13 protein-coding genes are annotated in these 17,812 nt (G+C 62.0%); 8 read left to right on the plus strand and 5 right to left on the minus strand.

From position 1 onward, the window contains the following. Positions 1–64: 64 nt before the first annotated feature. The 5 genes from LMG28727_RS02325 to LMG28727_RS02345 all read left to right on the plus strand — a co-directional run bounded on the left by LMG28727_RS02325 (position 65) and on the right by LMG28727_RS02345 (position 6,224). Positions 65–988 carry a glycosyltransferase family 2 protein gene (locus LMG28727_RS02325; protein WP_201640685.1) on the plus strand — a complete coding sequence of 308 codons (924 nt, stop codon included), beginning with the start codon at positions 65–67 and terminating at the stop codon, positions 986–988. A 121-nt stretch (positions 989–1,109) separates the two neighbouring features. Then, the gene (locus LMG28727_RS02330; RefSeq protein ID WP_201640686.1) at positions 1,110–2,285 is read left to right on the plus strand and encodes a glycosyltransferase; all 1,176 of its coding nucleotides are present in this window, start codon (positions 1,110–1,112) and stop codon (positions 2,283–2,285) included. Between the two features lie 3 nt (positions 2,286–2,288). Next, on the plus strand, positions 2,289–3,752 hold the full coding sequence (locus tag LMG28727_RS02335; RefSeq protein WP_201640687.1) for a glucose-6-phosphate isomerase: 1,464 nt from the start codon (positions 2,289–2,291) through the stop codon (positions 3,750–3,752). Further along, entirely contained in the window at positions 3,749–4,978 is a 1,230-nt protein-coding gene (locus LMG28727_RS02340) for a glycosyltransferase family 4 protein (protein ID WP_201640688.1), read from the plus strand. Before LMG28727_RS02335 ends, LMG28727_RS02340 begins: the two co-directional genes overlap by 4 nt. A 79-nt stretch (positions 4,979–5,057) precedes the next feature. Next, complete coding sequence (locus LMG28727_RS02345) at positions 5,058–6,224, plus strand: glycosyltransferase family 4 protein (protein ID WP_201640689.1); 1,167 nt, start codon at positions 5,058–5,060, stop codon at positions 6,222–6,224. A 130-nt stretch (positions 6,225–6,354) separates the two neighbouring features. Here the strand turns inward: LMG28727_RS02345 and gmd are convergent, their stop codons facing one another. From gmd to LMG28727_RS02365, 4 genes are all read right to left on the minus strand, one after another. Further along, entirely contained in the window at positions 6,355–7,398 is a 1,044-nt protein-coding gene (gene gmd, locus LMG28727_RS02350; protein ID WP_201640690.1) for a GDP-mannose 4,6-dehydratase, read from the minus strand. Positions 7,399–7,552: 154 nt separating this feature from the next. After that, positions 7,553–8,290 (minus strand): SGNH/GDSL hydrolase family protein, encoded by a 738-nt coding sequence (locus LMG28727_RS02355; RefSeq protein ID WP_201640691.1) that lies wholly within the window; start codon positions 8,288–8,290, stop codon positions 7,553–7,555. Beyond that, positions 8,287–9,396 carry an acyltransferase family protein gene (locus tag LMG28727_RS02360; RefSeq protein WP_201640692.1) on the minus strand — a complete coding sequence of 370 codons (1,110 nt, stop codon included), beginning with the start codon at positions 9,394–9,396 and terminating at the stop codon, positions 8,287–8,289. Before LMG28727_RS02360 ends, LMG28727_RS02355 begins: the two co-directional genes overlap by 4 nt. 279 nt (positions 9,397–9,675) lie before the next feature. Continuing rightward, a complete protein-coding gene (locus tag LMG28727_RS02365; protein WP_201640693.1) occupies positions 9,676–9,900 on the minus strand; it encodes a hypothetical protein in 225 nt (74 codons plus the stop codon). 116 nt (positions 9,901–10,016) lie between these two features. Here LMG28727_RS02365 and LMG28727_RS02370 point away from each other — a divergent pair, with 116 nt between their 5' ends. From LMG28727_RS02370 to LMG28727_RS02380, 3 genes are read left to right on the plus strand one after another with little or no spacing between them, the layout of a single operon-like run. After that, a complete protein-coding gene (locus LMG28727_RS02370; RefSeq protein ID WP_201640814.1) occupies positions 10,017–12,218 on the plus strand; it encodes an NHL repeat-containing protein in 2,202 nt (733 codons plus the stop codon). A 46-nt stretch (positions 12,219–12,264) separates the two neighbouring features. Then, positions 12,265–13,731 carry a flippase gene (locus tag LMG28727_RS02375; protein ID WP_201640694.1) on the plus strand — a complete coding sequence of 489 codons (1,467 nt, stop codon included), beginning with the start codon at positions 12,265–12,267 and terminating at the stop codon, positions 13,729–13,731. Continuing rightward, entirely contained in the window at positions 13,728–16,175 is a 2,448-nt protein-coding gene (locus LMG28727_RS02380) for a glycosyltransferase family 4 protein (protein ID WP_201640695.1), read from the plus strand. The genes LMG28727_RS02375 and LMG28727_RS02380 overlap by 4 nt, the downstream gene beginning before the upstream one ends. Before the next feature lie 244 nt (positions 16,176–16,419). Here LMG28727_RS02380 and LMG28727_RS02385 read toward each other — a convergent pair whose 3' ends face one another. Then, complete coding sequence (locus LMG28727_RS02385) at positions 16,420–17,631, minus strand: acyltransferase family protein (RefSeq protein WP_201640696.1); 1,212 nt, start codon at positions 17,629–17,631, stop codon at positions 16,420–16,422. Positions 17,632–17,812 lie beyond the last annotated feature (181 nt).

Here is a 17,812-nt window from a genome sequence, read left to right on the forward strand (position 1 = left end):
CACCCGAGCACCTGAGCGCCCGCGTTCAGAACCCAGCGCAATGACGATAAAAAAGGACATCACGATGAAAGTGACGGTACTGGTTCCAACTTACCGCCGCCCGGCCGATCTGGCGCGCTGCCTCGCCGCGCTGCAACGGCAGTCGCGCGCGCCGGACGAGGTCGTGGTGGTCGCACGCGCCGACGACGATGCGACCCATATGTGTCTGCGCGATCCGGCGGTGCCGGGCAAGCTGCCGTTGTCGGTGGCGCTGGTCGACGTGCCGGGCCAGGTCGCGGCGCTCAATCGCGGCCTGGATGCGGCCACCGGCGACATCATTGCGATCACCGACGACGACGCTGCGCCACACGCCGACTGGGTCGGCCGGATTGCGGGTGCCTTCGAAAACGACGCCCGTCTCGGCGCCCTGGGCGGCCGTGACTGGGTCCACGAAAAGGGCCGCGTGCTGGATGGCGAGCGGCCGCTGGTGGGCAAGGTCACCGCGCACGGCAAGATCATCGGCAACCATCATCTGGGGGTGGGCGGTGCCCGCGAAGTCGACATCCTGAAGGGCGCCAATATGAGCTACCGGCGCGACGCGGTACGCACCATCCGCTTCGACGCGCGTTTGCGTGGCGCAGGCGCGCAGGTTCATAACGACATGGCGTTCAGCCTCGCCGTGAAAAACGCCGGCTGGAAGCTGATGTACGACCCGCGTGTGGCGGTCGATCATTTCCCCGCCGAGCGCTTCGACGACGACCGGCGTGACGCGCAAACCATGAACGCACTGCGCAACGCCGCGTTCAATTTCCATCTGATCCTGCGCGACCAGTTGCCGCCGCTGCGCCGTGAAACAGCGTGGTGGTGGTGGACGCTGGTCGGCACCCGGGTCTATCCGGGGCTCACGCATGCGGCACTGGGACTGCTGTCGAAGCAGGCGGGGCTCAAGCTGTCGCGCTGGCGCGCGGTGCGTACGGGGGCGCATGAAGCTCGCCGGGCGTTGTCCTGATGCGCATGCAAGGTTTTGACGCGCTTACCCCGTCTGCGACGTCGCTGACGTTCGCGCATCGGCACACGGCCCGCACCAGGGCCGCCGATGCCCCTTTCCACCGGCAGAGCGGAGTGTCTGCATGAGTACGAAAGTTCACGTTCATCTGTTTTACGGCGCCGACCCGCGCTATTACCGGCCCGGCGACGACATCGGCTGCCTGTACGGCTATCACCACGCAGAGTCCGACGCGTTCGCGCTGACCTATTCGCAGGACGCGCGCGAGAGCAAAGCGGTGCGGTTGATCCGCCGTGGCCTGAAGGCGATGCTGGGCTTCGACCTGATCCACACATGGCGTAACCGCGCGGAAATGCTCCGCTCGGATGTGATCTGGACGCATACCGAACAGGAATGGCTGTCCGCCGCGTTAATGCTGCTTCTGAGCGGCCGCAAGGCCGGGCCAGGGGCCAAGCCCCTTCTGCTCGCGCAAAGCGTGTGGCTGCTCGATAAATGGCCTTCCTATGGGATTGTGCGTAGCTGGCTGTACCGGAAGCTGATGAGTCGCGCCGATCAATTGACCACGCTCGCGAGCGAGAACGCCGAACTATGCCAGCGCTATTTCAACCGCGATGCCACACCGTTGCTATACGGCCTGAACACGCAAGACTTCCCGGTCAACGCGCCGACCAGCTGGACACCGCACACGCCGATCCGCATCGCCGCGATCGGCAACGACCGCGACCGCGACTGGGAGACGCTGATCAAGGCGTTCGGCAACGATCCGCGTTACACGGTCAAGCTCGCGACGCGGCGGCGGATTCCGTCGTCGCTGCGCGCCTCGAATGTCGAGATTGCGTTGTTCTCGGGCATAAAAAAGCAGCACGAACTTTACGACTGGGCCGACGTGATTGTCGTACCGCTGCGGCCCAATACGCACGCGTCGGGTATCACCGTGATGCTGGAAGCGGCGGCGGTCGGCAAGCCGATGGTGGCGACCAGCGTCGGCGCCTTGCAGGACTATTTTCCGTCCAGTGAAGCGTCTTATATTCCGCCGTTCAATCCGCCGGCTTTGCGCGATGCGGTCGATCAACTCGCCGCGTTCCCAGCCGAAGCATTGCGCCAGGCGCAAGCCGCCGCAGCCGGTTTGCTCGAGCGCGACCTGACCACCCGGCACTACGCGATGCAACACGTGCGCATCACGCAGGAAATGCTGCGCGCACGGGCACGCACGCAACCTCAAGCGCAACCGCAACCGCAAACGCAACCGCAAGCCTCGGCGCAACGTGCTGCCACGCGCGAATCGCGCGGAGGGCTCTGAACCATGTCGACCATTCCGCGAGCCGACCCCGCCGCTGCCGTGCGTTCCACCTCGGGTGGTGCGCAGGAATGGCTGCCGCCGGTGTTGCTGTGGCTGATCACGGCGGTGCTGATCATCGCGCATCAGGGCACGGTGCTGACGCTCGCGTTTCCGGTGCTCGCGATCCTGACCGGCCTGTGGCTGTACTTCAAAAGTCCCGCGCGCTATATCGGCTTCATGTGGTGGCTATGGTTCCTGAGCCCCGAAGTGCGGCGTCTGGCCGACTGGTCGAAAGGCGCGTTCACGCCGACCAGCCTGATTCAGGTCGCGCCGCTAGCGGTCACGATGATCAGCGCGTTGTCCCTGCTGCGTTATTACAGATTGCTCGCGCAGCGGCGCGGTCTGCCGGTGCTGCTGATCCTGCTCGGCCTCATCTATGCGTTCATGATCGGCGTGATGTCGAGCGGGCCGCTCGCGGCCACCTATGACCTCGCGAACTGGCTCTATCCGATCCTGATCGGCTTTCACATCATGGCGAATACGCGCCAGTATCCGCAGTATCGCGACACCATCGTCAATACGTTTATCTGGGGCATGCTGGTGATGGGCGGCTACGGGCTGATCCAGTTCTTCATCATGCCGCCATGGGACGCGCTGTGGATGCTCGGCTCGCAGATGAACTCGCAAGGCGACCCGGTCCCGATGGGCGTGCGCGTATTCAGTACGATGAATTCGTCCGGACCGTTCGCCTTCGCGATGATGGGCGCGATGGTCTTCGTGATGGCGGCGACGCACCGCGTGCGCTGGATCGCCGCGGCGCTAGGCTTCTTCTCGTTCGCGCTGAGCCTCGTGCGGTCGACGTGGGGCGGCTGGGTGATCGCACTGCTGATCCAGCTCGTGAAATCGAATAACAAGGTGCGGGTGCGCATCGTTGCCAGTGCGGTACTGCTGGCTGGCCTGTGCGTGCCGCTGCTCGCGGTCGGCCCGGTCGCCGAGCGGATGCAGGCGCGTCTGACCACCATCGTCAATCTGAACGACGACCAGAGCTACGCCGCCCGGAACGAGTTCTATGCCACCTTCGCGAAAACCGCCTTTACCGATGTGTCCGGTGAAGGCATGGGCGCGACGGGCACCTCCACCAAGCTCTCGAACGACGGCGGTCAACTCGGCCAGTACGGCAACTTCGACAGCGGCGTGATGAACATCCCGTTCGTGCTCGGCTGGCCGGGCACGCTGCTTTATATGTCCGGCATCATCTGGCTCGTGACGCGCGCGGTGCTCGCGTCGTTCAAACTTCGCGACGACAAATTCGTGTCCGCGTGCCTGAGCCTGAGCCTCGCCACCTTCGCGATGCTGGTGTTCACCAACTCACTGGTCGGCACCGGCGGCCTGCTGCTTTTCATGGGTGTTTTTTCGATCCTTTCCGCGGTTCATTACGAAAAGATGAACCGCCGACGCACGCTTATTCTCCACGGAGGCACTGATTGAGAGTCGCCATTGTCACGCACGTCGTGCGCCATAACGACGGCCAGGGGCGCGTCAACCACGAGATCGCGCGCGCCGCTCTCGACGAGAACATCGGCGTCACGCTGGTCGCCTCGCACGTCGCGCCGGAATTGCTGGCGCATCCGAATGTCCGCTGGGTACCGGTGAAAATCGGCCGCTGGTGGCCCACCAATCTGCTACGCCAGCAGGTGTTCGCGTTAAAGAGCGCGTTATGGCTGCGCGCGCATCGCCGCGAATTCGACGTGCTGCACGTGAACGGCTTCATCACGTGGATGCCGGCCGACGTCAATACGTCGCACTTCGTGCATAGCGGCTGGTTCGGCAGCAAGTACTACCCGTTCGGCCTCACGAAGGGCGTGTGGTCCGCGTATCAGTCGGTGTATACGCGCTGCAACGCGTTGCTCGAAGGCTGGGCTTACCGCCGCTCGAAGGTGATTACCGCTGTGTCGCAAAAGGTCGCTGACGAGATTCGTGCGATCGGACTCACGCCGGATAACCGCGTCGACGTGATTTACAACGGCGTCGACACGCAGGGATTTGCGGCGGCCACCGGCAATCGCGAGAAATTCAATTTGCCGAAGGACGCGTTTTTGCTGCTGTTCGTCGGCGATCTGCGCACGCCGCGTAAAAACCTCGGCACGGTGCTGGCCGCTTTGAAGCATTTACCCGATCACGTGCAGATTGCCGTGGCCGGTTATCTGCCGGGCAGTCCGTATCCGGAACAGGCGAAGGCGCTGGGCATTGCGCATCGTGTGCATTTTCTTGGGCTCGTGAAAGAGATGCCCGTGCTGATGCATTCCGTCGACGCTTTCGTGTTCCCGTCGCGTTACGAAGCGATGAGCCTGTCGCTGCTCGAAGCGATGGCGGCCGGGTTGCCGGTAGTCACCGCGCGCACGGCGGGCGGCGCTGAAATCATCACGCCGGATTGCGGCATCGTGCTCGACGATCCGGACGATCCCAAGGCGCTGGCCGGCGCGGTCGCACGTCTCGCGGAGAACGACGAGGCGCGGCTCGCGATGGGCGTCGCTGCCAATCAGCTCGCGACCGGTTTCGGCTGGGCACGAATGGCCGAGCAATACATCGCGCTGTATCGCCAGTTGGCGGGGCAGCAGAAGAATCGCCAGCGCAGCGAAGCGGAAGCGTCGGCGGTGGCGAAGACCGATGCGCTGACGCTGAACACGCTGGCCGGACAGAAGAGCGCGGAGTGAGATGGCGGTTCCTTACCCTGCCATCCATTGATCCGGCGCACTACCCACACAACTCTCAGAACGCACAGGGGCAATAACCATGACGACGAGCTCAATCAAATCGCTGCAGATCGGGATGCACTGGTTTCCCGAGCGCGCGGGCGGCCTTGACCGCATGTACTACTCGCTGGTCGGCGCATTGCCGGGCGCAGGCGTCGCGGTGCGCGGCGTGGTGGCCGGCTCGCCGAAAGTCGCCGCCGATACGGGCGGCGCCATCAACGGCTTCGGCTCGGCTGCGCAATCGCTGCCGTTGCGATTGATGGCGGCACGCCGGGCGCTGCGCCAGGAAATCAGCACGTCGCGTCCTGACGTGATTTCGTCGCACTTTGCGTTGTACACGTTTCCAGGCCTCGACGTGACGCGCGGCATTCCGCAGGTCTCGCATTTTCAGGGACCGTGGGCCGACGAGAGCCATGTTGAAGGCGCGGACTCGCTCGGTCAGCGCGCGAAGCGCTATCTGGAGCAATCGGTCTATGCGCGTTCGTCGCGATTGATCGTGTTGTCGGAAGCATTCGGCAAGATTCTGACTTCCCGTTATCGCATTGCACCGGAGCGCGTGCGCGTGGTGCCCGGTTGCGTCGACGTCGAGCAGTTCAATCTGCCTATCACGCCGGCTGAAGCACGTCTGAAGCTGCAATTGCCGCAAGACCGGCCGATCGTGCTGGCAGTGCGACGCCTGGTGCGCCGCATGGGTCTGGAAGATCTGATCGATGCGGTGAAGCTGCTCAAGCACAGCGCGCCCGACGTGCTGCTGCTGATCGCCGGCAAAGGGCGGCTCGAAGGCGAATTGCAGGCACGCATCACCGAAGCGGGTCTCGAAGACAACGTGAAGCTGCTGGGGTTCGTGCCCGATCAGCATCTCGCGGCGTTGTATCGCGCGGCGAATATCAGCGTCGTGCCGACGGTCGCGCTGGAAGGCTTCGGCCTGATTACCGTTGAATCGCTGGCATCGGGCACGCCGGTGCTGGTGACGCCGGTGGGTGGTTTGCCGGAAGCGGTGGCGGGATTGTCGCCGAATCTGGTGCTGCCGGAGACGGGCGCGAAGGCGATCGCGGATGGACTCGCCGGTGCGTTGAACGGCTCATTGAAGTTGCCGGATGCCGAAGCGTGCCGCCGTTATGCGCGCGACAATTTCGATAACTCGGTGATCGCGAAGCGGGTGGCGTCGGTGTATAGCGAGGCGATTCGCGCAGGCGAAGTGCACTGAGTCTCGCGCATCTCGCGCATCTCACGCAGGGAAATAAAAAACGAGGCCCGAATCATAGCGATCGGGCCTCGTTCTTTTGCGTCTGACCGGGACAAAGGAGCGCGGCCTTCAGGCCGCGCGTCGTCGTCAATCAGAACGTCTCGTGATGCTCGTTACGGCCAATGTCTGCATGAACCATCATGTGGCAAAGCTGTTCCAGCGTGGTTTCAGGCTTCCAGCCGAGCGTATCGCGGGCTTTATCCGCGCAGCCAATCAGCAACTCCACTTCAGCCGGGCGATAGAACTTCGGGTTCACGCGCACCAGCGTCTTGCCGGTCGCCACATCGATACCGGTTTCGCGCTCTTCCTTACCCGACCACTCGATCTGATAACCCGCTGCGGCAAACGCCATCCGCACAAAATCGCGGACCGTTTCGGTGCGGCCGGTGGCGAGCACGAAGGTGTCCGGTTCATCGGCTTGCAGCATGCGCCACATGCCTTCCACGTATTCGAGTGCGAAGCCCCAGTCGCGCTTTGCGCTCAGATTGCCGAGTTCGAGCGCGTCCTGCTTGCCGAGCTTGATCTTCGCAACCGTGTCGGTGATCTTGCGCGTGACGAATTCGCGGCCACGCAGCGGCGATTCGTGATTGAACAGAATCCCGCTGCTCGCAAACAGGTTGTACGACTCGCGATAATTGATCGTCGACCAGTGGGCGAACAGCTTGGCAACGCCATACGGACTGCGCGGATAGAAGGGCGTCTCTTCGCGTTGCGGAACCGCTTGGACCAGGCCGAACATTTCCGATGTCGACGCCTGATAGAAGCGTGTTTTAGGGCTCAGAATGCGCAGCCCCTCGAGCAGATTCAGCGCGCCGATGCCGGTCACTTCGGCGGTGGTCACGGGCTGATCGAACGACACACCCACGAAGCTTTGTGCGGCGAGGTTGTACAGTTCGTCGGCCTGGGTATTGTCGAGCAGTCGCAGCGTGGAGCCGAGGTCGGTCAGATCGTGTTCGACCAGACGCAGATTCGGATGATCGAGCACGCCGAGCTCACGTATGCGCCAGAAGTTGACGGAACTGGTGCGGCGGTACGTGCCGGTCACGTGATAGCCCTTTTCGAGCAGCAGCTTGGTCAGATAGGCGCCGTCCTGCCCGGATACGCCGGTAATGATCGCTTTGCGTGGTTGGCTCATAGCTCGCCTTCAATATGGGTTAATTAATAAAAAATATTCACGCCTGACTGGCGCATTTCTTCGGCACACCCGGAAGCGCATTTCAGAAGCACGTTCGGCGTCGTTTCGCTTCACGCGATTCGGTCGAATCGCGTAGCGCGCTTGAAAAAGAGCTTCAGCGCGTGCCGTCCAGCAGTCGCCGCACCAGCGGTTCGACGACCTGATAATCCTGTTCTGCTTTCAGCCGGTACAAACCCGGCTTGGGGTGTGCACCGTCGGACATCAACGTCTTCCAGTCGGGCAGGCCGCTCACATAAGCGAACTGGTCGACCAGCGGCACCTGTTGTTCGATCGCGACGCGGCGCGTCATCGTTACCATCGCGGCGAGCCGCGCATTGAGTCGGTTATCGGGCAGCGGATTCGAGGTTTGCAAAACCGGCTGCTTGCCGAGCGCGCGAGCGGTTTTTACCAGCGTTGTTTCTGCCGCATAAAACTGCTCGGGCGTCTGGTTCTGCATCACCTCGTTGATGCCGTAGTTGATCAACACGATCTGCGCTGGCGACGCTGCAAGACGCGCCTGCCAGGGCAAGCCCGCTGTCGGCCCCGCACGCCGGTTGCCCGTGCCGTCGCGCAATTGCGTGGCCATCGTGCCGCCCACGCCGTAGTTCGTGACGCGCACCTGGTCGCCGTGGTGCGTTTGCAATTCATCCTGCAGATACGACACGGCGTTTTGCGGCTGCGGGCCGCAATGGCCGTTGGCGCACGTAATGCCGAGCGTGGTCGAATCGCCATACGCTTCGATCACGACCTGCGCAGGCGGCGGCGGCGTCGTGCGTGCAGCGGCGGCGAACGTCGTCAGCGCAGGTGTAGCCAGCATGCAGAGGTTTGCCGCCAGCCATGCCCGCCGCCTCATGCGCGGCTTTGCGGCGCTTGCCGCGCGGCGCCCGCCGTGGCGACGCTCTCATTGGCCGTCACTTGCACGCGCGCCTGCGCTTTCTTGTGCGCCGAGCCGAATATCAGCCGCTTTTCAAACGCAAACCACGTGAAGCTGGCGTAGAGCAACGTGATCGCGAGTGCGAGCGCGGCGCTCGGATAGCGATTCAGATGCAATGGCCACAGCATGTACAGCACGCTCAGGTGAATCAGATAGATCGTGTAGCTGATCGTGCCGATATACACCAGCACGGGATTGCACAGCAGCCGTTTGACGATGCCCTTGCTTTGCAGGGCGATGACCACGATTGAAGTACAAAGCACCAACGAAACGCTGTAGAGGCCCGCGTTCGACAACGGCGTATTAGCCGCGCGAAAACGCGGAAAGTGCAGATGCAGCCACGCGAGCACGGCTAGCGCCGCGAACAAACCGAGGACCGCGAGCCCTTTGAACGGCTCCAGCGCATTGCGATCGCGTCGCACCGCCGCCGCGAGCAACGCGCCGGCCGCGAGCAGGTCCATGCGGAACGGCGTCAGGTAGTAGATCGGCCAGAACGAATCGAACCACGGCGTAGCGACCGCGCGCAGCACCGGCACCAGAACGATCAGCGCGGCAGCGACGTAGCCGAGCACGCGCTCGGGCACCAGCAGGATCACGAACGGCCAGAAGATGTAGAACTGCTCCTCGACCGCGAGCGACCACAGCACGTTCAGGCTGTCATGACCGCTCTGATTGAGCGCATCGCCGATATTGGTGGCAAAAAACGTGTACCAGTACCAGTGTTGCGCCCAGCCGAGGCCGAACAGAACCGACGACACCACCATCAGCAGCACATACGGCGGCAGGATGCGTCGTGCGCGGCGTGCGTAAAAGTAGCCGAAATACGATTGCTCACGGGCCTTGCGATCCAGCAGGATGCCGCTGATCAGAAAACCGCTCAGAACAAAAAACAGATCGACACCCATCCACAGCGGCGCTTTCAACGCGTGTTGCGCGAATACCGCGAGCACGGCGATGGCGCGCAGGCCATCGAGCTGCACGATGCGGGAGTGGGTGGGCGCGAGGGGCAATGCGCTAGCAGTCATGAACCGTCCATGGTGTGAAGCGGATGGGCCGGGCGAACGATTCGCGTCGCAACCGAAGTGCAATCGATTCTAGGGAAAATAAAATCGCGAAAAAACGGGAATGAATTGGATAAATGAATCAGATTGCAACAGGGTGTTTCGTTACCCATTCGAAATGGATTTATATGCTTGGTCGATAACGATGGCGCAGTGCGTAATAAATTCTTGGCGTACACCGCGGCATCGGTAAAGATGGGGCAAACCCATCGCGACGGGATCCGCTTCACAATGCATTCCGGCTTATTCGATTTTTAAATCGATTTCTTTCACGCCGCTTAAAGCGCCGAATATTTTTGAATTATTTTCGATTTTCGTTGCGGTGTTTTTTCCGCGTAATGTGAGCCGTGCGGACTGAAGGTCCAGGGACGGCGCGTGGGCCGCATTCGGCGGCTCGCTGCCGGTTTCTTTCCAGTCGCATTGAAGTGCCTCGTTGAAGTGCTGCTTTGCCGACGTCCTTTCCTGCACGAACCGGCCACACGTTCTTGCGTGGCCTCTGACGGACCGATCCGTCACATCACTGAATTTTTTAGCCGCGTGGGCGATGCCCGACGCGCGACATGTCGCTGACTGGAGGACTTACCTTGCGCCGTTTCTCGTTCAAAAGCTGGCTCGCTGTACTCGCGTATGCCGCTGGACTGGCTGCTGGATCAGCCAGTTTCACGGCTTGCGCTGAGACGGCATTGAACGCGAAGACGTCGTGGATCGGCAATACGTTCGGTTTCGGCGACGGCACCTGGGCGCAGATCAACATCACCGCGATCGCGGTTGCGCCCGACGGCAAGGTGTATACGAACGCGCCGTGGGATGAAAGCGGTGCTGAAGCGAGCGTCTATCAGAACGGCAAGATGCTCGGCTTTGCGGGCGGCACGCACGGTTGGGGCAATGCCGGCGGCAGTGCGGTTGCTGTGAATCGCAAGTATGCGTTTGTGGCGATTGCGGTCGGCAATGAAAAGGGCCGCCTGGTCCAGCAGGGTGTGTGGCCGGACAAGGGCAAGCAGTGGTTCGGCATTTCGCGCCGGGATATCGCCGATACGAAACGTGCGGCGCCGTTCCAGCCGGCTGCGAATAAGGCCGACCCGCATGCGCAACTCGCCGCCGCCTTCCTGATGATGAACGAGGTGCCGAGCGGCACGAACGCGGACATTGGCGGCCTCGCGGCCAATGACACCACGTTGTATGCGGCGAATACCACGCACGATCGCATCGAGGTGATCGACGCCGAGACGATGCAGCAGAAAAACACGTGGAGCGTGCACGAACCTGGCCGCCTCGCGCTGGCGCCGGACGGCACGCTGTGGGTACTGAGCGGCACACGCACCGATCGCGCGCCGAAGGTCGAGCATTACACCGCGGCGGGCAAACGCATCGACGAGAACTTCACGCTGCCGGCCGATACGGTGGCAGTCGACCTCGCCGTCGATGCGCAAGGCCGCATCCTGATCGCCGATAACGGCCCACGTCAGCAGGTTGTGTTCTTCGCGAAGAGCAATGGCGGTTACAGGGAAGCGGGCTCGTTAGGCGAGCGCGGCGGCATTTTCAGCGGCGTTGCAGGCAAACCGGGCCCACGGCGCTTCAACGGCCTGACGGGTGTCGGCGTCGATGCGCACGGCAACGTGTACGTGTCGACCAATGGCATCGGCCCGCATTACGACCCGATCGGCGCGGGCCTCGGCGCAACCCTCGAAAGCTATGCGGCGGATGGCAAACAGAACTGGCAGGTACAAGGGCTGCTTTTCGTCGATGGCGCGTGGATCGATCCGTCGCGGCCCGATAGCGTTTATACCGGCAACAAACGCTTCGAACTCGATCTGACGAAACCTGCCGGACAGGACTGGAAATATGCCGGCTTCCTGTCGAACCGTTTCAAATATCCGGACGATCCCGTTTTCCACACCGATCAATATCCGGGCCTGCCGATTGCCCGCAAACTGAAGGGCCATACCTTCCTGTATCTGACGGACATGTATGCGGATCATCTGAAGATCTACCGCTTCGATCCGCAGCACGATGGCGAAACAGCCATTCCCTCCGGCTTTATCGCCGGACGTGAGCGCGCGGTCGCCAAAGTGCCGAATGCGCCGCCCGGCGGCGACTGGATCTGGCGCGACGTGAACGGCGACGGCAAGTTCGACAACGACGAATTCACGCTCAACACGACCGGCACCAAGCTCGCGGGCGGCTGGGGCTGGTGGGTCGACACCGCAGGCGACATCTGGCGCACGCGCGACAACAAAGGCATTAACCGCTTCCGGTTCGGCGGACTCGATGCGAAGGGCAACCCCGTTTATTCGTATTCGAACATGACGCAGTACCCGGTGCCGCAACCGTTCACCGAACTGCATCGGGCGATCTACGAACCGGCTACCGACACGCTGTACGTGACCGGCTATACGTCGGACCTGCCGTTCGATCGCGGCTTCTGGAAGGAAACCGGCCGTGTGCTGGTGCGCTACGACAAATGGTCGAGCGGCAATCCGGTGCAGCGATACGCAATCACGCTGCCCTGGCAAACACAGAGCAAACCGATTGCCACGATCATCGGCGTGACCGTCGAAGGGCAATACATCTTCGGTGTCGAGCCGGTTGGTGCGGTGCATGTGTGGGACAAGGACAGCGGCAGGGAGCTCGGCGTGATCCGGCCAGGCGCGGAAGTGGGACGCGCGTCGGGTTGGGTCGATGTGCCCAACGGTATCAGTGCGGCGAAACGCAGCAATGGCGAGTACCTCGTGTTCGTCGAAGAAGACGCGCGGGGCAAAGTGATGATGTATCGCTGGAAACCGTGAAGTCAGAGCATCAGCAACGCAAACGTAGTCAACCCCAAGGCATCCGATGGACAAAGGCATTCTCAAGAACGTAGCGATCAATTTCTTCGGGCTGGTACTGCCGACTTTCGTCTCGCTCGTGACCGTGCCGTCGTATATCAAGCTGCTCGGCGTCGAGCGCTATGGCGTGATCAGTCTCGTGTGGACCTTGATCGGCTACTTCGGGATCCTCGATCTCGGCATGAGCATGGCCGCGCAGAACCACATCTCGAAGGCGCGTGCGTCCGGCGACAAGGAAGAGAGCGTGCGGGTGTTCTGGAGCGCAACGTGGCTCAATCTGGCGACCGGTGTGATCGGCGGCCTGATCATTTATTTCGGTGCCTTTCTTTACACCGCGTATTTCACGAAGGTATCGCCCGAGTTGCAGCACGAGGTGTATATGGCGCTGCCATGGCTCGCGGTGGCGATTCCGATTGCCAACGTGTCGTGGGTCTTTGCCGGTGCGATCAATGGTGCGGAGCGCTTTGGCGTCTACAACACGAACCAGACCATCGGCACGTTTCTGTTCCAGTTGCTGCCGCTCGGCGCTGCGCTGTGGATGGGCGCGACCTTGCAAAACGTCCTCGCGGCAGCGGTGTTCGCGCGCATTCTCGCCGCGCTTCTGCTGGGCCGCTCGGCGTTGAAGGTATTGGAAATTCGCCGCGTATTGCCGCCGCAATTCGGCGTGGCGAAGGGGCTGTTCAATTTCGGCGGCTGGATGTTGATTGCCAGTGTCACCACGATGATCGCCGACTCGCTCGATCGCGTGATGTTGGGCACGAGCCTCGGCGCGCGTTTCGTTACGTATTACACGGTGCCGCAGAACCTTGTGACGCGTTTGAACATCGTGCCGACCGCGCTGGTGCGCACGCTGTTTCCGCGTTTGTCCGCGGTGGGGCGTGCGGATGCGGACACCATCACGCAGCAATCGCTCGAGTTTCTGAACGGTGTATTCACGCCGGTCGCACTGGTGGCGATGCTCGTGCTCGAACCGTTTCTGCATCTGTGGGTCGGCAATGAAATTGCGACTGTGGCGGCTCCGGTGGGCCGCATCATGATCGTCGCCGTGTGGCTCGTCGGCCAGGCGAACGTGACGCGGATTCTGATCCAGTCGCAGGTCAATCCGGCCACGGCCGCGCGGGTCGGTTTGTTCGAACTGCCGCTATTTGCAGCCGCGCTGTGGTTCGGCATCACGCATTTCGGCCTGACCGGCGCAGCGATAGCGGTCGCAGCCCGCGCGCTATTCGACTATGCGGTGCTGCTGCATTTCGCGGCGATCCGGGCACGCCAGATCGCCCTCGACATGCTCGCGCACCTCGCTTTCCTGCTGGCCAGCCTGTGGCTCGCCAGCTTCCTGCCGAGTCTGACCATGGCGATTGCCGCCGGCGTTCTGATGGTCGCCGCCAATATCGCGTGGTCGATCACGATGACTCCCGCCTTGCGCAATCTTGCGCGTTCACTGCTGTTGCGACTGAATCCGAGGAAAAGCGCATGAACCACGAAGTCCTTGAAGAAGCCGTGCTGAGACCGGCGACGCGCAGTGCTCTGAGCGAACTCACGAGCGTGCCCGGCGTACAGCCCGCCACGCGCCGCGCTGCACTGCGTACCGACAAAACCGTGCGCATTGCGATCGTGCACGACTGGCTCGTCACCTACGCCGGTGCGGAAAAAGTACTGGAGCAGATCGTCGCGTGCTTTCCGGACGCCGATCTGTTCAGTCTCGTCGACTTTCTCGACGACCGCAGTTTTTTGCGCGGCAAGTCGGTGACCACGTCATTCATCCAGAAGCTGCCGATGGCGCGCAAAAAATACCGCTCGTATCTACCATTGATGCCGCTCGCGATCGAGCAACTCGATGTGTCGGCCTACGACGTGGTGATCTCCAGCAGCCACGCGGTGGCCAAAGGCATTCTCACAGGCCCCGACCAGGTGCATATCAGTTACGTGCACTCGCCGATCCGTTACGCGTGGGACTTGCAGCATCAGTATCTGCAGCAATCGAAGCTGACCAGCGGCCCGAAATCGGCACTGGCGCGGCTGATTCTGCATTACATCCGCAACTGGGACGTCCGCACGTCGAATTCGGTGGACGGCTTCGTCGCGAATTCCGACTTCATCGCGCGACGCATCAAGAAGGTCTATCAGCGCGACGCACAGGTGATTTTCCCGCCGGTCGATGTCGAAGCATTTTCGCTCTGTACCGACAAGGAAGATTTTTATCTGACCGCGTCGCGGATGGTGCCGTACAAGAAAATCGACCTGATTGTCGAAGCGTTTGCGCGGATGCCGGAGCGCAAACTGGTGGTGATCGGCGACGGCCCCGACATGGAAAAAATCCGTGCGAAGGCGGGGCCGAATGTCGAGATCATGGGCTATCAGCCGTTCAAGGTGCTGAAGGACCGGATGAGCCGCGCGAAAGCGTTTGTGTTCGCCGCCGAGGAAGACTTCGGCATTTCGGTGGTCGAAGCGCAGGCCTGCGGCACGCCGGTGATTGCGTACGGCAAAGGGGGAGCGCTCGAAACCGTGCGTGATCTGTCCGAAATCCGGCCAACCGGGATGTTCTTCGACGAACAGAATGCCGACTCGATCATCACGGCAGTCAAACGTTTCGACGATCACATCAAGCGCTTTTCAGCAGCGGACTGCCGCGCCAACGCCGAGCAGTTCTCCGCCGCGAATTTCCGCGAACGCTTTTTCTCGCATGTGCTGGCTGCGGTGCCTGCGCTGCGCGGCGCGAGGCTGCCGGCCTACGTGCCTTATAAGGCTGAACCCGTCGCTAGCGCGCCGCGCATTCTTGCCGTCGATCAAAGCGGGGTGCTGGGCGGCGCCGAACTGTCGCTGCTGGAAATCGTCAAGGCGCTGCGCTCGCGCATCGAGGTCGTGCTGTTCGACGACGGCCCGTTCCGCACCGCGCTGGATTCGGCGGGCGTCACCGTCAACGTGCTCGATGCAGGGGCGCTGAAGCATGTCCGCAAACAGGGCGGCTCGCTGCCGAAGGGGCAGGCGATCAAGGGCCTGTTGTCGCTCGTACGCGCCACCGCGCGACGCGCGCGCAACGCCGAGGTGATTTACGCCAACACGCAACGCGCGATGGTGATCGGCGCGATTGCGGGCAAGTTGGCGAGGCGACCGGTGGTCTGGCATCTGCGCGATATCGTCAGCCCCGAGCATTTCGGCGCCAAGCAACTGGCGATCATCAAGTGGTGCGCGCGGCTCGGCCTGACGCATGTGATCGCCAATTCGGCGGCGTCGGCGCGTGCGTTTGTGGAGCTGACGCAATTCGACGAAAAGCGTATCGATGTCGTGTTCAACGGCATTTCGTCGGCACCGTTCGACGCGTTGCAGGGCGTGCCGCAAGGCACGCTGCGCGACCTGCTGGGGCTGCCGCAGAACGCGTTTCTGGTCGGTTCGTTCAGCCGGCTCGCGCGCTGGAAGGGGCAGCATGTTCTTCTGGAAGCCATGGTTCTGAATCCGCAGATGCATGCGGTACTGGTCGGTGCGCCGCTGTTCGGCGAGGATCAGTACGAAGCCGAATTGCATGCGTTCGTCGCCGCACACAATCTGGGCGAGCGCGTCCACTTCCTCGGTTTCCAGCACGATATTCCGGGTTGCATGTGTGCCGTCGATGCTGTCGTTCACACGTCGATCACGCCTGAGCCGTTTGGCCGCGTGATCGTCGAAGGGATGCTGGCGCAGCGCCCGGTCGTGGCGGCTCGCGCGGGTGGCGTGCTCGAGATCATCGACGACTACGAAAACGGCGTGCTGTGCACGCCTGGCGACGCGCACGGCCTGGCCGATACGCTCGCGGAGCTGCGCTCGAACGACGAACTGCGCAATCGCCTGGTCAGAAACGGTTATCAGACGGCGCTGAGCCGCTTTGGCACTGGAACGTATGTCGAAGGTGTCGCGCGGATTCTGAAAGGCGTGGCGGGGCGTTAAAAGCGGTTGGGGAGGCCTTGGTGGGTCTCCCGCAGTCTTTTATGGCGGCCCGGTTTTACTGGCAGATGAAATGAGGTGAGGCGTGGCAGATGCTTGCGCGCCGAAGGTGAGCGCAACGGTTTTTACGCGGGGGTAGGCAAGGGCTCGGCCGGTTCTTGTCGTTGGCGCAGCGGAGCGAAGATCCAAGGACCTTCGCTCCGTTTTTTTCGTTCGTTTTGAGGCCCGCAGAGACGGGCCCGCGAGTTCACACCGGTGTCCGTACCGTCTTCGGTTTGAAACTGGCCGACCACTTCATCGCCGGCAATTCGACCAGCCGGTAGAACACATAGGCAACCGGCACGGCCACCAGCATGTAGCCAAACGATGGCCAGATCGACATTTGCAGCGACGAGCGGAACAGCAGCGACGACAGCAGCACAAAGATCGGCAGATGGATCAGATACAGCGAGAAACTGAAGTCGCCGAAACGCGACAGCCAACGCGTGCCGAACGTTTCGCGCTGATTGCCGCTGCCGCGCTCCAGTGCTTTATAGAGGTAGAACGCGAAGCCGACCGCCCATAACTGGAACGCACCGTACTGGCCAAAGTGGAAGGCCACGCAACCTAGCACGATAAAAGCCGCCGCCAGCACGTAAAGCCAGATCGACGAACGGGCGTCGGACGCGCGACGGGTTCTGGCGTCTGCGATCCACGCGCCGAGCGTCCACGAAAACCAGTACGACGTGAAGAACTGGATGTCGTGACGCTCCAGCACGTAGGCGGATATGACATTGACTACCGCGACGATGGCGAGCACCGACGTCATGCCGATTCGCCGGCGCAGCGCGAACAGCAACGGATAGATCGCATAGAACTGCACTTCGAGCGACAGCGTCCACAGCGCGCCGTTCGACCCATAGGTTTTACCCGCGACGCCTTGCAGCGAGAGCAGATTGACGACGAACGACTGCCAGCCGATCTCGCGAATCTTGTGACTGACAGGCGGCAGTTGCAGACTGAACCAGTCGAGCGCAAATGTCAGCACCAGCGCCGCCAGCAACACCGGGTAGATGCGCGCAAAACGCCGCACCCAGAAATTGCCGGTGTCGAGCCGGTAATCGGGATTGCTGGCCAGCCGCAGCGCACCGCCGCGATGAATGCAATAGCCGCTGATCACGAAGAAAATCGGCACGCCCGCCGAGCCCCACGCAATCGGGAACGTCAGATAAGCGGCAATGGCGCCGACACTCAATGAATGCCCGACGCTCTGGTGAAAAGCCTGCATGCCGACCCACGCCACCTGGCGGCAATGAAAATACGCGACCAGTAACGCGGCGAAACCCCGCATCGCGTCGATCACATGATCCTTGCCGGCGCTCGCGGCGCGCGCATCGCTATGCGTGCGCGCTGCCGCGGCGGTACGGGGCGGAGAGAGGGGCAGGGATGAGCCGGCGGCATCCAGTGCAGAGTCGCTCATGCGCGGTCCTTATCTTTCTGACGGAGGAAAAAGCGGATTCCCGGACGCCATACACGCCCGCGATGCCTGACATCCTAGTGCAGCACGCGGGTAAAAAAATCGATAAAAAAATGCCTGATCAATTCTATTTGAATGGCGATTTTGTGACGAATTGTAATTGAGCATAAGCAGATGAATAATC

Origin of the sequence: Paraburkholderia metrosideri (assembly GCF_904848625.1) — a bacterium.
GTDB lineage: Bacteria > Pseudomonadota > Gammaproteobacteria > Burkholderiales > Burkholderiaceae > Paraburkholderia > Paraburkholderia metrosideri.